The sequence below is a fragment of the Streptomyces sp. CB02923 genome (assembly GCF_001905005.1).
In the GTDB taxonomy this organism is placed as follows: Bacteria; Actinomycetota; Actinomycetes; order Streptomycetales; family Streptomycetaceae; genus Streptomyces.
Genome location: NZ_LWKZ01000026.1, coordinates 681,759 through 698,599 on the forward strand (window position 1 = coordinate 681,759; position 16,841 = coordinate 698,599).

Here is a 16,841-nt window from a genome sequence, read left to right on the forward strand (position 1 = left end):
GCGCCCGATAACCTCCTCGTGTGGAGGAGAACACGCCCGCGCCCTTCGAGCGCGGTACGGACGGCCCGAAGGTCATCGTCGTCGGCGTCGACGGGTCGGACTCGTCATGGCGCGCCGCCGCCTACGCGGCGGGTCTGGCCCGCCGCCAGGGGTCCAAGCTGGCCCTGGTGTACGTCCAGCCGGTGCTGCCGGCCGGGGCGGCCATGGGTGCGCCGGTCGTGGACGCGACGAACGAGGTCGCCGAGGAGCTGATGGCGGAGATCCGGGCGGCGACGGAGCGGGTACAGGGGACGTATGACCTGCGCTGGGAGTTTCACACGCTGCGCGGCGACCCGTACTCCGGCATGGTGCAGATGGCCGACGAGCTGACGGCGGACGCCGTGGTGGTGGGGGCCTCGGAGTCGGCGGGGCACCGGATCATGGGGTCGGTGGCGGTACGGCTGGTCAAGGCCGGGCGCTGGCCGGTGACGGTCGTGCCGTAACCGCCGGGAGCACACGCGCCCGGGGAGGCGTTTTCCGGCCACCGCGATGGCCGGAACGCAGGGGTCGGCCAAATTGGTCTGGACCACGAAGGTGGCGGCGGTTAGGGTCCTTCCCGTACGGCGCACCGGCCGTACGGTTCCAGCACCGCCCTGCTCACAGCACCGCCCTGCCGGTTCGGTCCGGCGCGGTCCCGCGCGGACCGCACTCCGCCGGCACCCCGCTTCGCTGCCCCGCCAGCCCTGCCCCTGGGACCGGTCCATGATCGAAATCGTGGTCGTACTCCGGGTCGAGGATGCCGTCCTCGACTTCCTCTCCGTCCTCACCGACCCCGACCCCGGCGGCGGCCCGGCCGCCGTGGTCCTCGCCGACCGCGGCGACATCCTCTCCCTGCCCGCCGGTACACCGCCCGCCGAACGGCTCGCGCTGCTCGCGCCGTACGTACGGCCGGCCGAGGAGGGCGCCGCCTCACCCGGCCCCGCCGCCCTTGCCGGTCTGGTACGCCGGGCCGCCGACGGCCACTCCGCCCGCGTGTGGACCCACTCCCCGGCCGACAACCGGCGCAGCCGGGGCCGCGTCGGCCGGGACACCGCCGTCGCCTGCGCCGGACTGGCGGACACCGTGCCGGTGCTGACCGTGCGGCACGCCGTCGGCTACTCCCCGTACCTCCAGTTCGTCAGCGACCTCGACCGTCCGCTCGGCCTCGAACAGGTCGCGGCCAAGCTGGGCTTCGTCAACGGCCCGGCCGCCGGGCTGCTCGGCACCCCGTCGCCCGAGTTCGTGGTGCAGACGCCCCGCATCCCGGCGGCGGAACGATTCTTCAGCGCGGACCCCGGCGAACGCGAACGGCTCTTCGCCCTGCTCGCCAGCCTGGGGGACGAGGCCGCCGCCGTCCCCGACCCGTGGGAGTTCGCCACCTCGCCGTACGAGGCCCGGCGCCTGGACGCGACCGCCGCCTGGGTACGGCGTCACAGTCCGCCCGGCGGCCCCCTGGTGGAGGTCGGCGCCTGCGAAGGCGCGCTGACGTCCCGGCTCGCGGCGGACGGCTTCTCCGTGTACGCCACCGAACCCAACCCGCACTTCCGGGCCCGGCTCGACGCCGCACAGCGGGACACCCCGGCCGTCCGGATCGGCTCCGAGGACCTCGCCGGGCTGGCCAAGGACGGACCGGACGGAGCCGCGTACCTGCTGGTCGAAATGCTCTACTACGGCCAGGACCTCGCACTCCTCGACGACCTGCCCACCGGTCTGCTCTTCCTCGCCCTGGAACCCGAGGCGCTGGAGACGCGGCTGCGGCCGTGGCTCGCCGCGTCCCCGGTGTGGCGCACGGTGGAGGAGATCCCGCTCGTCACGCCCCGGGTGGAGTCCGTCTGCGGCGGACGCGCGTACCTGAGCAAACGCGGCAGCGTCGGGCTCGCCCTGCGCCGTACCGGCTGCTGACCCCCGGGTCTTCCCGCCGGACTCCCGCCCGCCGTCCCCTTCCCGCCGCCACCGGCCACGTCCCGGCCGTCCGCCGGGCTGCCGCCGCCCCCTCCGCCCCGTACCGGAAGGCCCTATGCGCGCCGACATCTCCCTGGTCAACGCCTGCCTGCTCCCCGCCTACGCGGGCCGCTCGCCCGCCGACTGGATCCTGCGCGCGGCGGACGAGGGCCTGGCGGGCGTCGGCCTGTTCGGGACCAACTTCCCCGCCGGTGCCGGTCCGTTGCACGAGGAGGTCACCGCCCCGCTCCGCGCCGTACGCCCGGACCTGCTGATCGCGCTGGACGAGGAGGGCGGTGACGTGACCCGGCTGGACTACCGCCGGGGCAGCGTCTACCCGGGCAGCCACGCCCTCGGCGCCGTCGACGACGTCGCGCTCACACGGGAGGTGGGCGCGGCCGTAGCGGGCGATCTGCGGGCCGCGGGCGTCAACCTCTGCCTGGCCCCGTGCGCGGACGTCAACTCCCGCCCGGACAACCCCATCATCGGCGTCCGCTCGTTCGGTGCCGACCCCGAGCTCGTGGCGCGGCACACCGCGGCCTGCGTCCGGGGCATCCAGGACCTCGGCGTCGCCGCCACCCTCAAGCACTTCCCCGGGCACGGCGACACCCGCACCGACTCGCACTCCGCGCTGCCGGACGTCGACCGCGACCCGGCGTCCCTCCACGCGGTGGACCTGCCGCCGTTCCGCGCCGGGATCGCGGCCGGCGCCAAGGCCGTGATGACCGGGCACATCCGGCTCTCCCGGCTGGACGGCCTGCCCGCGACGCTGAGCCGGCGGATCGTCACCGGCCTGCTGCGCGAGGAACTCGGCTACCGGGGCGTGGTGATGACCGACGCCCTGGAGATGGCGCCGGTCGTACAGCGCTGGGGGTACGGCGGTGCGGCGGTCGCCGCGCTGGCCGCCGGGGCCGACCTCGTGGTGCTCGGCGCGACCGACGGGGAGAAGCTGCTGCCCGAGATCCACGACGCCGTGCAGGAGGCGCTGGACCGGGGCACGCTGACCTTGGAGCGGGTGGCGGAGGCGGCCTGCCGGGTCGCGTCGCTGCGCGCCTGGGCCGACCCGGCCAGACGCGCCGGGGCGGCCGTCCCGCCCGCGTCCGACGGCCGGACCGAGCCCGTCGGCCTGGCCGCCGCCCGCCGGGCCCTGCTCGCGCACGGCGTCCCCCGGGCCGCCGACGGCCGCCGCCTGCACACCGTACGGCTGGCCACCGTGGCCAACATGGCGGTGGGCGAAGCGCCGTGGGGCCTGGAGGCGCCGCTCCGGGGCCTCGGAGCCCTTGCCTCCGCGACCGACGTGGAACCGGGCACCGACCCGGCCGCGGCCGGCCTGCCGCCCGCCGACGGCGAACCGCTCGCGGTCGTCGTACGGGACGCGGAGCGCGACCCCTGGCAGCGGGCGGTCCTCCGGGCGCTGCGGGCCCGGCGCCCGGACCTGGTCACCGTGGAGATGGGCCTGGCCCCGGCCCGCCCGCTGCCCGACGGCGCCCCCGCGACGCTGTTCACCCGCGGCGCCGGACTGGCCAACGCCACCGCGGCGGCGGAGTACCTGACCGGCCGCGTCCGGCGCGGCCCGCTGCGCACATGAGCACCCGGCAGATGCCCGCCAGGACACCCGCCGGGCCGGCGGTCCCGTCCCGGGCCGCGGGCACACGGGCGGCGGCCGGGTACGGACAAGGAGCGACCGGCGTGTACGACCACTGCGTGGGCCTCGGCTACCACTGCGAGTCCACGTACCAGATCCGGCGCGTCACCGGGGTCGCCCGCGCCCACTTCTTCGACTGGCTGGACCTCGACTTCGAGTCGGTCGTGGAGGCCGTGGCGGAGGACTTCCGCCCCGTACTGCGCCCCGGCCTGGTCGAGCCGTTCGACGAGGGCCGATGCGCCCTGGACCGCGGCTCCGACATCCGCTTCTACCACGAGTTCCACCCCGCGGCCGGCGCCGGAACCCCCCTCACCCAGACGGACATCGACGCGCAACTGCCGCGCGTACGGGCCAAGTTCGCCGCTCTGGCCGGACGCTGGCGGACCCTCGCCGGATCGTCCGCCCGGGTGCTGTACGTCCACCACGACGCCTGGGACGAACTGGCCGCCGCCGACCTGCGCCGACTGCGCGCGGTGATCGCGGCGCAGCATCCCGGCCACCGCTTCGACCTGCACTGGCTGCGCCGCACCGCGCCGCCCGACGCCGCCCTGCTCGGCCCCGGCATCACCTGGGGCACCGTCGCCGCCGCCCCCGGCCGCTGGGAGGGCGACGACGCCGCCTGGGACGCCGCCCTCACCCCCGTACTCGCCCTCCCCCACGACCCGCCCGGCCCCGGCTCAGCTCCGCCGCACCGCCCCAGCACTAAGGAACCCCTATGACGCCTCCCCCGCCGCGCACCGTCATCCTCTCCCCGCACTTCGACGACGCCGCCCTCTCCCTGGCGGGCCTGATACCCCGGCTCCCGGCCCCGGTGACCGTGGTGACCGTGTACGGCGGCGCCCCCGCCGACCACCACGCCGTCTCCTGGTGGGACAGCACCTGCGGCTTCTCCACCGCCGCCGAGGCCCACCGCACCCGGCTCGCCGAGGACGCGCGGGCCGCCGGGCTGCTCGGCGTGGACCAGGCGGTGCTGGACCACCCCGACGGACCGTACGGCGAAAGTGACGAACTGACGGGCATAGACGCCTACTTGGGCGCGCTTCCGGAGCCGTTCCCGCTCGTCCTCCTGCCCATCGGCACCAACCAGGCCGACCACCGGCGGGTGCGCGACCGCGCCCTGCGGGTCCTCGCCGGGCTGGGCGCGCCGCCGCCGCTCCTGTACGCCGACCTCCCCTACACCGGCCATCTGCCCGAGTGGGGCACCCCGGACGTCGAGCACGCCCTCGGCGGCGACCAGACCTACGGGCTCGCCTACCAGGACCTGCGGGCCCGTTACGGCCTCGACGTCGCGCACGATCTCGTCCTCACCGACGAGGAGTGGGCGCGCAAGCGGGAGGCGGTGCTCTGTTACGGCTCGCAGCTCGCCCCGCTGGCCGCCGACCACGGGAGCCTGGTGGCCCGGGGCGGGCCGCTGCGCGCCGAGCGCGTCTGGTCGGCGGTGCGCGGTCCGCGGCCCGCCGGGGCGGGCGCATGACCGCGCACGGCGCCGCGCCGCCCGTCCTGGAGGCGCACGACCTGGTCAAGGAGTACCGCCGCGGCCGGGTCGTCGACGGCGTACGGCTGACCGTCCGCGAGGGCGAGCGGGTCGGGCTGCTCGGCCCCAACGGCGCGGGCAAGACCACCACGCTGCTGATGTGCCTGGGCGCGGTCGCGCCGGACGCGGGCAGTGTGCACGTCCTCGGCCACCGGCTGCCCGCCAAGCGCTCGGCCGCCATGCGCGGTGTCGGCTTCGCGGCCGGCTACCTGCCGCTCCCCGACCGCCTGCGGGTGCGTGAATACCTGCGGCTGTACGCGGACCTGTACGGGCTGCGCGCCCCGGGCGCGGCCGTCGAGGACGCCCTGGAGCACTTCGGCATCGGCCACCTGGCCACCGCGATCGGCACCGAGCTCTCCAGCGGCCAACGGACGCTGGTCGGCATCGCCAAGGCGTCCCTGCACTCGCCCCGGCTGCTGGTCCTGGACGAGCCGACCGCGGCACTGGACCCGGACATCGCCCTGCGGGTGCGTACCGCGCTGCTGGAGCTGTGCGCCCGGCACGGGACCGCGCTGCTGGTCACGAGCCACGACATGGTCGAGGTGGAGCGGCTGTGCGAACGGGTGGTCTTCCTGGCGGCCGGGCGGGTGACCGCGGACGGTACGCCGCAGGAGGTGGCGCGGCAGTTCGCCCAGCGCGACCTGGAGGGGGTCTTCCTGCACCTCGCGGAGGCCCGTGACCGCGAGCGGGGCCGGGAAGGTGCCGGTGCGCGGGACGGTGCCGCCGACCGGGAAGGGGCCGGTGCCGCGTGAGCGCCGTCGAGTCCCCCGCTCTGCGCAGCCCCGCCGCGGCCAGCGCGTACCGCGTCCGCGCCGTGGCGCGCCGCCACTGGCTGGTGCTGCGCCGCAGCCCGCACCGGATCTTCGACGTCCTGGTGTGGCCGGTCGTCGACACGCTGCTGTACGGCTCCATCGGGCTCTTCGCCGCGAAAGCCGCGGGCGGCGGGGCGGCGGCGGTCGCGGACACCGCCCCGGACCTGGGCACCGGGCCCACCTTCGCGGTCTTCCTGCTCAGCGGCACCGTCCTGTGGCACCTGGTCCACCAGACGCAGATCTCCCTGGCCACCGGCTTCCTGGAGGAGACCTGGTCACGCAATGTGATCGGGCTGCTCGCCACGCCGCTGCGCGGCTGGGAGTACCTGGCCGGAGTGGGGCTTTTCGCCCTGGTCCGTACGGCGCTGAGCACCCTCGCGGTGGCCGCGCTGGCCTTCGGCGCGTACGCCTTCGACGTGACGTCCCTGGGCCTGGGGCTGATCCCCGTCGCGGCGCTGCTCCTGCTGTGCGGCTGGGCCGTGGCGCTGGCGGTGGTGGGTCTGGTGCTGCGCTACGGCAGCGGCGCGGAGGCCCTGGTGTGGGGCGGGCTCTCGGTGGTGATGCCGCTGTCCGGCGTGTTCTATCCGGTCTCGACCCTGCCGGGGGCGCTCCAGCCGGTGGCCGAGGCCCTGCCCACCACGCACGTCTTCGCGGCCGGGCGGGCGCTGGCCGGCGGCGGGCCCACCCCGTGGCACGAACTGGCCGTGGCCACGCTGGGCACGGTCACGCTGCTGGTGCTGGCCCTGTTCTTCCTGGGGCGCATGGTGGCGTCGTTCCGGCGCCGCGGCCTGATCACCCGGTATTCGTGACGCGAGGGGCGCACAGGGGGCGCGCACGGCGCGGCGCGCCCCCTGGTCCCGGGGCCGTGTCAGCCGGACCCGGGGCCGTCAGCCGGGGCTGTCAGCCGGTCCGGGGGCCGTCAGCCGGTCCAGGGGCCGTTCAGCCCTCCTCGCCGTCCTCCAGCCGGAACCCGACCTTCAGCCCCACCTGGTAGTGCTCGATCGCCCCGTCGACGATGTGGCCGCGCACCTGCGTGACCTCGAACCAATCGAGGCCGCGCAGCCTCTGCGCCGCCCGCTTGATGCCGCTCTGGATCGCGGCGTCCACGCCCTCCGGGGACGTCCCGACGATCTCTGTCACCCGGTACGTGTGATTCGACATGTCCGCTCCTCCGTCGTGCCGGTGTCCGTGCCGGCGGTCCGTGGTCACGCCCCGGGTGCCCGGATTCACCGGTTCCACTCAGCTCCGCCAGGCCGTCGCCTTCCCCTGCCGCCCCCGAAGGGCCATGATGACCCGCCGTCGGCCGACGACGAGAGGACGTGGTGTGGTGATGCGCGCGGGGCAGGGCGTATGGCGGCGCAAACCGATCGAACTCATCCAGGAGGCGGAAGGCGGCTCCGGCGAACAGCTCAACCGGGCGCTGGGGCTGTGGCAGCTGACGGCCATCGGCGTCGGCGGCATCATCGGCGCGGGCATCTTCACCCTCGCCGGGACCGTCGCGAACGGCAAGGCGGGGCCCGCGGTCCTGTTGTCGTTCCTGGTCGCGGGCGTGGCCAGCGCGGCGGCCGCGTTCTCGTACGCGGAGTTCGCGGGGCTCATCCCCAAGGCGGGCTCGGCGTACACGTACGGTTACGCGGTGCTGGGCGAGCTGGCGGGCTGGTTCATCGGCTGGGACCTGCTGCTCGAATACACGGCGATCGTGGCGGTGGTCGCGATCGGCATCTCCGGCTACTTCAGTTTCCTGCTCGGCGAGCTGGGGGTGGAACTGCCCGCCTGGATGCTGGGGGCGCCGGGGACCGGCGAGGGGCACCGGGTGGACGTTTTCGCGGCCGCGCTGTGTCTGCTCATCGCTTATCTGCTGACCCTGGGCATCAAGAACGCGGCACGCTTCGAGACGATCGTCGTCGGCCTGAAGGTCCTGGTCGTACTGCTCGTCATCGGCGTCGGTTTCTTCCACATCAGGACGGGGAATTACACGCCGTTCTTCCCCTTCGGTGTCACCGGCGCCTTCACGGGCGCGGCCACGGTCTTCTTCGCGGTGTTCGGCTATGACGCGATGAGCACCGCGGCGGAGGAGTCCAAGGACGCCCAGCGGCACATGCCGAAAGCGATCCTGTATTCGCTGCTGATCTCGATGGTGCTGTACGTGCTGGCGTGCCTGGTACTGACCGGTATGCAGAACTACCGGGACATCGACCCGGAGAGCGGATTCTCGACGGCGTTCAAGTCGGTGGGGCTGAGCGGCCTGGCCGATGTGATCGCGGTGGGCGCGATCATCGGCATTCTCACCGTGATGTTCACCTTCATGCTGGGTGCGACCCGTGTGTGGTTCAGCATGAGCCGGGACGGGCTGCTGCCGAAGTGGTTCGCCAAGACCCATCCGCGGCGGCACGTGCCGACCCGGGTGACCTGGATCGTGGGTGCCGCCTCGGCCGCCATCGCGGGCTTCCTGCCCATCGGCGAGGCCGCCGAGCTGACCAACATCGGCATCCTGCTGGCGTTCGTGGTGGTGTGCGTCTCGGTGATCGTGCTGCGCTACAAGCGGCCCGATCTGCCGCGCACGTTCCGTACCCCCGGGATGCCCGTGGTGCCCGCGCTCGGGGTGGTTTTCTCGCTCTGGCTGATCACGTTCCTGGAGTGGCGGACCTGGGTGCGTTTCGCGGTGTGGCTCCTGATCGGCCTGGTCGTCTACTTCGCGTACTCCCGCCGGGGCTCCGAGCTGGCGAAGGCGGAGCGGGAGAGCACCGAGCCGGCGGACCGCGACGGGCGGCCGTGACGGCCGTACCGGGCCGGGGCCCCGGAACGCGACGGAGCGCCCCTGGACCGTGGTCCCGGGGCGCTCTCGCGTCAGGGTGCGACCGTGGCCGGCCCGGCCCGGGAGGGTGGTCCCGGGCGGTGCGGCACACGCGTCGCGGCTGCCTGCCCACCGGACTCAGTACGCCGAGTTGACGTTGTCCATGGAGCCGTAGCGGTCGGCGGCGTAGTTGGCGGCGGCCGTGATGTTGGCGACCGGGTCGGTCAGGTCGTTGGCCGTGCCCTCGACGTGGAAGCGGTCGAACGTCGGCTGGATGACCTGGAGCAGGCCCTTGGACGGAATGCCGTTCTTGGCGTTGATGTCCCAGTCGTTCACGACGTTCGGGTTGCCGCTGGACTCACGCATGATGTTGCGGTGCAGGCCCTCGTAGCTGCCGGGGATGCCCTTCTTCTTCATGATGTCCAGCGACTCCTTGATCCAGCCGTCCAGGTTGTTCGCGTACTGCGGCTTGGACTCGACCGGCTTGCGGTCGGCGGCGCGGCTCGCGGCCTCCTTGGCGGTGTGGCCCTGGGCGCCGACGGCGGTGACCTTCACCGAGTCGGCGAGGGTCGTGCTGTCCGCGGCGGCCTTCGCGTCGCCGGCCTTGGGAGCGTCGGCGGCCTTGGTGTTCGCACCCGCGGGCTGACCGTTCGCGGAGACCGGCTTGACGGCGGCCGGGGCGGCCGAGGTGGCGGCGTGCGCGTCACCGGTCGCGGCGGAGACCGTCAGGGCCGCGGTGGCACCGGCGGCGGCCAGTACGGCGGCGGAGAGCTTGTGGGCCTTGGTCACGCGGACGGAGCGGAGCAGGGTGTGAGCGGTCATGCGGGGAATCCTCTTCCAATCACTGAAATGGGCGGGCGGCAGCCATTGGCGGGATGTACGAGCAGGAAGCCACTGGCGGCACGAGAACCGAGTTCTTGTCCGCGTCCGCCCCGAAGGCATTTACGCGACGCTTCAACCCGGCGCCTCAGCAATGATTAGCGACGGCCAAATTGGAAAGCAATAGCCGCACATCGGGGTCCGGCTACGGCCCGCATACGTAGCACGGGACTTCCGGGCCGTCCCGGTCCATGTTTCCGGGCCGCGGCAGCGCGGTGGAGAATTACTAAGAAGGACCGTACGGGACCGAAGTCCCGTGCTGCGCGTCACGTTCCGGCCCCGGCGACCCACCCGCCGAAAACCGCTTGAAATGGCCTCGGAACCCGGTTTTCCGGTACTGCCCGAAAATCCTTGTGGCCCGCGTCACCGAACCCCGTCCGGCCACGCGGAAAAGTGGCACCGGTCACGGGGTGAAGGGCATTGATCGGGGGAATCTATGAGCGCAATAGGATTTTGGTGAACAAAAACGCGGCCGGCCGGTCGGCCGGCCGCGTGTGCGGCCCTGCGGGCGTGCGGCGCCCGGGGCGGGTCAGCCCTGGAGCGACTTCCAGAACTCCTCGAAGGAGAGCTTGCCGTCCGCGTTCGCGTCCTTGGCGGCGATGACGGCCTCGGCGACCGGCCCGGTGACGTAGGGGTCCCCCATCTCCGCCATCGCCCGCTTGTACTCGTCCGCGGTGATCACGCCGTCGCCGTCCGCGTCGAACCGGTTGAACGCCGCCTTGGCCGCCTCGATGTCTGCCACGGGAGTGCCCCCTTGAAGTCGCTGTACCACTGAATTGACCTGGGTACATTAACCGACTGTCACCACACCCCGGACCCCGCCCTCCCGGCCCGGCCCCCGGCTCCGGCGCCCGGCGTCAGCCCCCGGTACGGCGTGCCAGGTAGGGGGCCGTGCGGCTGTCCGGCGACGCCGCCACCGCGGCCGGGGTGCCGGTGGCCACGACGCGGCCGCCGGCCGCGCCGCCGCCCGGCCCCAGGTCGATGACGTGGTCGGCGCCCGCGACCACCCCCATGTCGTGCTCGACGACCACGACGGTGTTGCCCGCGTCCACCAGCCCGTGCAGCTGCCGCAGCAGCACCTCGGTGTCGGCCGGGTGCAGGCCGGTGGTGGGCTCGTCCAGCAGGTAGAGGGTGTGGCCGCGGTGGGCGCGCTGGAGTTCCGTGGCCAGTTTGATGCGCTGTGCCTCGCCGCCGGACAGCTCGGTCGCGGGCTGTCCCAGGCGCAGGTAGCCGAGGCCGACGTCCTGGAGGGTGCGCAGGCTGCGGGCGGCGGCCGGTACGTCGGCGAGGAAGTCCGCCGCGGTGTCCACGGTCATGCCGAGCACGTCGGCGACGGTGCGGCCGCGGTAGGTGATCTCCAGGGTCGCGGGGTTGTAGCGGGCGCCGTGGCAGGCGGTGCAGGGCGCGTACGTACCGGGCAGGAAGAGCAGCTCGACGGCGACGAAACCCTCGCCCTGGCAGGTCTCGCAGCGCCCGCTCGCGACGTTGAAGGAGAAGCGGCCCGCCGTGTAGCCGCGGGCCCGTGCCTCGTCGGTGGCGGCGAAGACCTTGCGTACGGCGTCGAAGAGGCCGGTGTAGGTGGCGAGGTTGGAGCGCGGGGTGCGGCCGATGGGCTTCTGGTCGACGCGGACGAGGCGGTCGACGGCTTCCAGGCCCTTGGCGGCGGCGAGCCGGGCCCGCGCGGCGGTCTCCTCGTCCTCGTCGGTACCGGCGCCGAGGTGGTCGGTGACGGCGTCCGCGAGGACCCGGGTGACCAGCGTGGACTTGCCGGATCCGGAGACGCCGGTGACCGCCGTGAAGACGCCGAGCGGGAAGGCGGCGTCCACGCCGTGCAGGTTGTGCAGGGTGACGCCGTGCAGGGACAGCTGCCCGGAGGGTTCGCGCAGCGGGCGCGCGGCCCGGGGCGCTTCGTCGAAGAGGAAGCGCCGGGTGGCGGACTCGGTGACGTGCGCGAGGTCCGCGACGGGCCCGCTGTGCAGGACCCGCCCGCCGTGCTCGCCTGCCTCCGGCCCGACGTCCACGATCCAGTCCGCGTGCCGCACCACGTCCATGTCGTGCTCGACAACGAACAGGGAGTTGCCCGCTTCCTTGAGGCGGGCGAGGACGGTGAGCAGGGCCTCGGTGTCCGCCGGGTGGAGGCCCGCCGAGGGTTCGTCGAGCACGTAGACAACGCCGAAGAGGCCGGAGCGGAGCTGGGTGGCCAGCCGCAGCCGCTGGAGCTCCCCGGAGGACAGGGTGGGGGCGGCCCGGTCCATGCTGAGGTAGCCCAGGCCCAGCTCGGTGAGTACGTCGATACGGGCGACGAGGTCCCGGGCCAGGGTCGGCGCCACCCCGTCGTCGCCGGACACGGCCGTCGGGCGCAGCAACTGGGCGAGGCCGCTCAGCGGCAGCCCGGACAGCTCCGCGATGTCGCGGCCCGCGAAGGTGACGGCCAGCGCTTCCGGCCGCAGCCGCCGCCCGCCGCAGCCGGGGCAGGGCTCGGAGACCAGGTACCGCTGGACGCGTTTGCGCAGTGTCTCGCTCTTGGAATCGGCGAAGGTGTGCAGTACGTAGCGCTTGGCGCTCATGTACTGGCCTTGGTAGGGCCGGTGGATGCGGCCCGCTTCCCGTACGGGGTGGACGGTGACGACGGGCTGCTCGTCGGTGAACAGGATCCAGTCCCGGTCGGCGGCGGGCAGGTCGCGCCACGGCTTGTCGATGTCGTACCCGAGTGCGGCCAGCACGTCCCGCAGGTTCTTGCCCTGCCAGGCTCCGGGCCAGGCGGCGACGGCGCCGTCCCGTACGGACAGCGACGGGTCCGGTACCAGCGACTCCTCGGTGACCCGGTGGACGCGGCCCAGGCCGTGGCACTCCGGGCAGGCGCCGGCCGCGGTGTTCGGTGAGAAGGCGTCGGAGTCCAGCCGCTCCGGCGCGTCGTCCGGGTACGTACCGGCGCGCGAGAACAGCATCCGCAGGGTGTTCGAGAGGGTGGTGACGGTGCCGACGGAGGAGCGGGAGGTGGGGGCCGAGCGGCGCTGCTCCAGGGCGACGGCGGGCGGCAGCCCGGTGATGTCCTCGACCTTCGGGGCGCCGACCTGGTGGATCAGGCGGCGGGCGTAGGGGGCCACCGACTCGAAGTAGCGGCGCTGTGCCTCGGCGTAGACGGTGCCGAAGGCGAGTGAGGACTTGCCGCTGCCGGACACCCCGGTGAACACCGTGACGGTGTCCCGCGGGATGTCCACGTCGACGTTGCGGAGGTTGTGCTCACGGGCGCCGCGCACCCGTACGTACGAGTCGGTCATGCCTTCCATGATCGGTCACCGCCGGGCGGCGGCGCGCGGGCCCGCCCCCATGGTCGGGGTCGGGGGCGGACCCGCGGCGGCCGTCACGCGAGGGCGTTGCGTACGCCCTCGCATGCCTCTTCCCAGGGCACGGGCGTGGCGATCAGTGCCCGCAGGCCCCTGACCTGGCGGGGCGGCAGCCCGATCGCCAGGATGCCGGTGGCCTGTCCGTCGCGCCCGTAAAGAGCCACGGCCTTCTTGGCGTCCGGGTCCAGGACGGTGGCCTCGGTCCGGTCGGCGCCGTCGAGCACGCCGTACGCCTGGATCTTCAGGCCGTACTGGTCGGACCAGAAGTACGGCACGGGCGTGAAGGGCCGCCGCTCCCGGCCGGCGGCGGGGGCCAGTGCCCCGTCCCCGCCGTCCGGCAGCGTCTCCTCCAGTTCGGCGAGGAGGTTGCGGGCGGCGGCCATGCCCTGCTCGGTGGCGTTCATACGGTGCTCGACGCGCAGGTGGCGCCCGTGCACCGGGTGCTGCCAGCGGGCCACGTCACCGGCGGCGTAGACGCCGGGCGCGGCGGCGCAGTACGCGTCGCAGCGCAGCCCGTCGGTGGTGTCCAGGCCCGGGTCGCCGCGCAGCCAGCCGACGGCGGGTTCCGAGCCGATGGCGACGAGCACGGTGTCGGCGGGCAGCCGGGTGCCGTCGGCCAGCCGTACGGCGGTCACGTGCCGCGCCGGTCCCTCCCCGTCCGCGTCGAAGCCGTCGACGGCCGCGGTGCGCAGGTCCACGCCGTGCTGGTGGTGCTCGGCCGCCAGCAGCTCGCCGATCCGCCGGCCGACCGTACGGGCCATCGGCAGCGCCTCGCGCCCCACGAGCGTGACCTCGTGCCCCAGCTCGCGCGCCACGGCCGCGGCCTCGCAGCCCAGCACGCCGTTGCCGACGACCACGAGGCGCCGTCCCGTGCCGGACAGCCGCTCCTTGAGGGCGAGCGCGTCCTCCAGGGTGCGCAGTGTGTGCACGCCGTCCAGCCCGGCCGTCTCCGGCAGGCCGCGGGCCGCGACGCCCGTCGCGACGATCACGCCGTCGCAGGCCAGCCGCTCACCGCCGTCCAGGGTGAGGGTGCGGGCCGCGGTGTCCAGCGCCGTCGCCCGGGTGCCCAGCCACAGGTCGAGGCCGAGGGCGTCGAGCTGTTCGGCCGCGCGCAGGTGCAGGCGGTCGGGCTGCCAGGCGCCTTGGAGGAGCTGCTTGGACAGCGGCGGCCGGTCGTACGGCGGGTGCGGCTCGTCGCCGACGAGGGTCAGGGTGCCGGTCCAGCCGAAGCGGCGCAGGGCCTCGGCGGCGGCGAGGCCCGCCGCGGAGGCGCCCACGACGGCGATACGGCGGGGGCTCACTCCTGTACCCGGATCACGGCGGCGGGGCAGATGGCGACGGCCTCGCGGACCATGTCGTGCTGGTCGGCGGGCGGCGCGGCGTCCAGGAGGACGACCACGCCGTCCTCGTCACGCTGGTCGAAGACGTCGGGGGCGATCAGCACGCACTGGCCGGCGGCGCAGCACTTGTCGGCGTCGAGGGTGATGTTCATGGCAGGTGGCTCCTGAAGGCAGGCGGGGCGGGGAGAAGGGGGGTCACCAGGTGACGGGCAGGGTGTGGCATCCGTAGATCGCCATGTCGCTGCGGAAGGGGATCTCGTCGACGGGGACGGCGGGCCGCATCTCCGGGAAGCGGCGCAGCAGGGTGCCGATGACGACCTGGAGCTCGACGCGGGCCAGGGCCTGGCCGAGGCACTGGTGGATGCCGTAGCCGAAGGCGACGTGGTGCTGGGCGTTGGGGCGGGACACGTCGAGCGCGTCGGGGTCCTCGAAGACCTCCGGGTCGCGGTTGGCGGACGCCACGGCCACCACCACGCCCTCACCGGCCCGGATGAGCTGTCCGCCGATCTCGGTGTCCTCGGTGGCGGCGCGGCGCGGGCCGTTGCGGATGATGCTGTGGAAGCGCAGCAGTTCCTCGACGGCGCCGCGGATCAGGTTCGGCTCGGCGCGCAGCCGGTCCGCGGTCTCCCGGTCGCGCATCAGGGTCAGCGCGCTCAGGCCGATCATGTTGGCGGTGGTCTCGTGGCCCGCGATGAGCAGCAGGGCGGCGAAGGCCACCACGTCGTCGTGGGTGATCTCGCCCGGCACCTGCTGCTCGGTGATCAGGCGGCCGAGGATGTCGTCGTCGGGCGCGCCCTCCTTGGCGCTCACCAGCCGGTGCAGGTAGGCGCGCAGTTCGGCCCGCGCGCTCTCCCGTTCCTCGTCGGTGACCGTGCGGGACAGCAGGGTGCCGGTGAGCCGCTGGAACACCTCGTGGTCGTCGTACGGGACGCCGAGCAGCAGGCTGATGACGAGTGAGGGCACCGGCAGCGCCAGCGCCTCGACGAGGTCCACGTCCTGTCCCGCGCGCTGCTCCATGGCGTCGCACAGCTCGTCGGTGAGGCGCTGGATCTCGGGGCGCATCGCCTCGACGCGCTTGACCATGAACTCGCGGGTGACCATGCGGCGCAGCCGGGTGTGTTCCGGCGGGTCCATGCGGATGAAGCCGCGGTGCTCGGTGGTGGCGCCGCCGGTCATGCCGCTGAGGGGGTAGCCGGGGCGGGTGGTGTCGGAGCTGAAGCGGGTGTCGCCGAGGACGGCGCGGATGTCGGCGTACCGGGTGGCCAGCCAGGCTTCGGTGCCGTCCGGCAGCGAGATCTTCGACAGCGGCGCCTCGGTGCGCAGCCGCGCGAACTCGGCGGGCGGTTCGAACGGGCAGCCCTGCGGCGGCTGCACGGGCAGCGCCGGCGCGGCGGCCGGTGCGGGGGCGGACGCGGGGGCGGACGCGGGGGCGGACGCGGGGGCGGACGCGGGGGCGGGAGAAGCGGGAGAGGGGGGCATGTCGCTCCTTGGGAGCACGCGGGCAGGGGCGTGCGCCCTGTGTCGGATGTTCACCTAACGCCCGTAAACTTACATGCGTAATGCGCGGGCATGGGGGTGGGGGGTGGGGTGTGATCGATGAGCGGCACACCGCTTCGGCGGGGGTGCCGGAAATGACCGGTGCGCGCCTGAAACGCCCGGCTCAGGCGTCCGGTTCACGCGTCCGGCTCAGGCGTCCGGTTCACGCGTCCGGTTCACGCGTCCGGTTCAGGCGCTCGCTTCAGACGCTCGCTTCAGGCACCCGGCTCAGGCACCCGCTTCAGGCGCCCGGTTCTCCCGCTCCATCAGCAGATGCAGGATCTCGTCCACGTAGCGGTACAGCCGTCCGGCGTCCTTGCGGCTGGGCATGACCTGCCACAGCATGATCCGGCCGTGCACGGCTGCCCACAGCACGTACGGCGCCTCCTCGCGGGTGCCGCGCACCCGCCAGCCCGCGGCCTCGCACGCGGTGAGGGCGTCGTGCAGGCCCCGCACCAAGCGTCCCGCCGGGTGCCCGGCGAGCCGCTCCGGTTCGACCGGGGTCTGCCGGGTCTCGTACAGGAGGCGGTATTTGGCGGGGTGGTCGACGGCGTACCGGCAGTACGCGCGCAGCTGGGCGCGGAGCAGGTCCACCGGGTCGTCGGTGCCCGCCGCCTCCGACGCCTCCGCCATCGCCGCCGTCAGCCGCTCGTAGCTGACCTCCAGCGCGGCCCACACCAGCTCGGTCTTGTCGGCGAAGTGCCGGTAGATGCTGGGGGCGGCGACGCCCGCCTCGCGGGCCACGGCGCGCAGCGACAGGGCGTCCTCGCTGCCGACCTCTTCGAGGAGACGCTCGGTGGCGCGCAGCAGCTCCTCCCGCAGGCGCTCGCCCTGCCCGCGCGGATTGCGGGGCCGTACGGCCGCACTCTCGCCCACCGCTGTCACGCCCTTTCCGCGCCCCGCACCGCTGTCGCTGTCCGCCGGGCGGGACAGCCGTCCGGCGTGCCCGTGTCCGTGGTGCTCACGACCGGTCCGGGCCGGTCTTCAGGGTTTCA

Annotated in this window: 16 protein-coding genes; 8 read left to right on the forward strand and 8 right to left on the reverse strand. The window is 73.9% G+C overall.

Going from position 1 to position 16,841, the window contains the following annotated elements; all coding sequences use genetic code 11:
• The first annotated feature begins 20 nt into the window (after window positions 1–20).
• The 7 genes from A6A06_RS34465 to A6A06_RS34495 all read left to right on the forward strand — a co-directional run bounded on the left by A6A06_RS34465 (window position 21) and on the right by A6A06_RS34495 (window position 6,759).
• Window positions 21–482 carry a universal stress protein gene (locus A6A06_RS34465; protein ID WP_073766926.1) on the forward strand — a complete coding sequence of 154 codons (462 nt, stop codon included), beginning with the start codon at window positions 21–23 and terminating at the stop codon, window positions 480–482.
• A gap of 259 nt (window positions 483–741) precedes the next feature.
• A complete protein-coding gene (locus tag A6A06_RS34470; protein WP_073766927.1) occupies window positions 742–1,920 on the forward strand; it encodes an SAM-dependent methyltransferase in 1,179 nt (392 codons plus the stop codon).
• Between the two features lie 115 nt (window positions 1,921–2,035).
• Window positions 2,036–3,547 (forward strand): glycoside hydrolase family 3 protein, encoded by a 1,512-nt coding sequence (locus A6A06_RS34475; RefSeq protein WP_073766938.1) that lies wholly within the window; start codon window positions 2,036–2,038, stop codon window positions 3,545–3,547.
• A gap of 101 nt (window positions 3,548–3,648) precedes the next feature.
• On the forward strand, window positions 3,649–4,323 hold the full coding sequence (locus A6A06_RS34480) for a papain-like cysteine peptidase (protein ID WP_073766949.1): 675 nt from the start codon (window positions 3,649–3,651) through the stop codon (window positions 4,321–4,323).
• Window positions 4,320–5,078 carry a PIG-L deacetylase family protein gene (locus A6A06_RS34485; protein WP_073766951.1) on the forward strand — a complete coding sequence of 253 codons (759 nt, stop codon included), beginning with the start codon at window positions 4,320–4,322 and terminating at the stop codon, window positions 5,076–5,078. Before A6A06_RS34480 ends, A6A06_RS34485 begins: the two co-directional genes overlap by 4 nt.
• Window positions 5,075–5,890, forward strand: coding sequence for an ABC transporter ATP-binding protein (locus A6A06_RS34490; RefSeq protein ID WP_073766959.1), 816 nt, complete (start codon window positions 5,075–5,077; stop codon window positions 5,888–5,890). Before A6A06_RS34485 ends, A6A06_RS34490 begins: the two co-directional genes overlap by 4 nt.
• The gene (locus A6A06_RS34495; RefSeq protein ID WP_073766971.1) at window positions 5,887–6,759 is read left to right on the forward strand and encodes an ABC transporter permease; all 873 of its coding nucleotides are present in this window, start codon (window positions 5,887–5,889) and stop codon (window positions 6,757–6,759) included. Before A6A06_RS34490 ends, A6A06_RS34495 begins: the two co-directional genes overlap by 4 nt.
• Before the next feature lie 130 nt (window positions 6,760–6,889).
• Here A6A06_RS34495 and A6A06_RS34500 read toward each other — a convergent pair whose 3' ends face one another.
• Entirely contained in the window at window positions 6,890–7,111 is a 222-nt protein-coding gene (locus A6A06_RS34500) for a dodecin (protein ID WP_073767242.1), read from the reverse strand.
• Between the two features lie 169 nt (window positions 7,112–7,280).
• Here A6A06_RS34500 and A6A06_RS34505 point away from each other — a divergent pair, with 169 nt between their 5' ends.
• Window positions 7,281–8,726 (forward strand): amino acid permease, encoded by a 1,446-nt coding sequence (locus A6A06_RS34505; RefSeq protein WP_073767244.1) that lies wholly within the window; start codon window positions 7,281–7,283, stop codon window positions 8,724–8,726.
• Window positions 8,727–8,882: 156 nt separating this feature from the next.
• On the opposite strand, the gene A6A06_RS34510 is transcribed toward A6A06_RS34505, so the two are convergent.
• The 7 genes from A6A06_RS34510 to A6A06_RS34545 all read right to left on the reverse strand — a co-directional run bounded on the left by A6A06_RS34510 (window position 8,883) and on the right by A6A06_RS34545 (window position 16,722).
• The gene (locus A6A06_RS34510; RefSeq protein WP_073766973.1) at window positions 8,883–9,566 is read right to left on the reverse strand and encodes a transglycosylase SLT domain-containing protein; all 684 of its coding nucleotides are present in this window, start codon (window positions 9,564–9,566) and stop codon (window positions 8,883–8,885) included.
• A gap of 586 nt (window positions 9,567–10,152) precedes the next feature.
• Window positions 10,153–10,365: an EF-hand domain-containing protein gene (locus A6A06_RS34515; protein ID WP_073766982.1), complete on the reverse strand. Its 213-nt coding sequence runs from the start codon at window positions 10,363–10,365 to the stop codon at window positions 10,153–10,155.
• A gap of 115 nt (window positions 10,366–10,480) precedes the next feature.
• Complete coding sequence (uvrA, locus tag A6A06_RS34520) at window positions 10,481–12,904, reverse strand: excinuclease ABC subunit UvrA (RefSeq protein ID WP_199931358.1); 2,424 nt, start codon at window positions 12,902–12,904, stop codon at window positions 10,481–10,483.
• Window positions 12,905–12,987: 83 nt separating this feature from the next.
• A complete protein-coding gene (locus A6A06_RS34525) occupies window positions 12,988–14,271 on the reverse strand; it encodes an NAD(P)/FAD-dependent oxidoreductase (RefSeq protein ID WP_073766989.1) in 1,284 nt (427 codons plus the stop codon).
• The gene (locus tag A6A06_RS34530) at window positions 14,268–14,462 is read right to left on the reverse strand and encodes a ferredoxin (protein ID WP_073766991.1); all 195 of its coding nucleotides are present in this window, start codon (window positions 14,460–14,462) and stop codon (window positions 14,268–14,270) included. The genes A6A06_RS34525 and A6A06_RS34530 overlap by 4 nt, the downstream gene beginning before the upstream one ends.
• A gap of 43 nt (window positions 14,463–14,505) precedes the next feature.
• Window positions 14,506–15,789: a cytochrome P450 gene (locus tag A6A06_RS34535; RefSeq protein WP_274535907.1), complete on the reverse strand. Its 1,284-nt coding sequence runs from the start codon at window positions 15,787–15,789 to the stop codon at window positions 14,506–14,508.
• A 285-nt stretch (window positions 15,790–16,074) separates the two neighbouring features.
• Window positions 16,075–16,722 carry a TetR/AcrR family transcriptional regulator gene (locus A6A06_RS34545; protein ID WP_199931374.1) on the reverse strand — a complete coding sequence of 216 codons (648 nt, stop codon included), beginning with the start codon at window positions 16,720–16,722 and terminating at the stop codon, window positions 16,075–16,077.
• Between the last annotated feature and the right edge of the window lie 119 nt (window positions 16,723–16,841).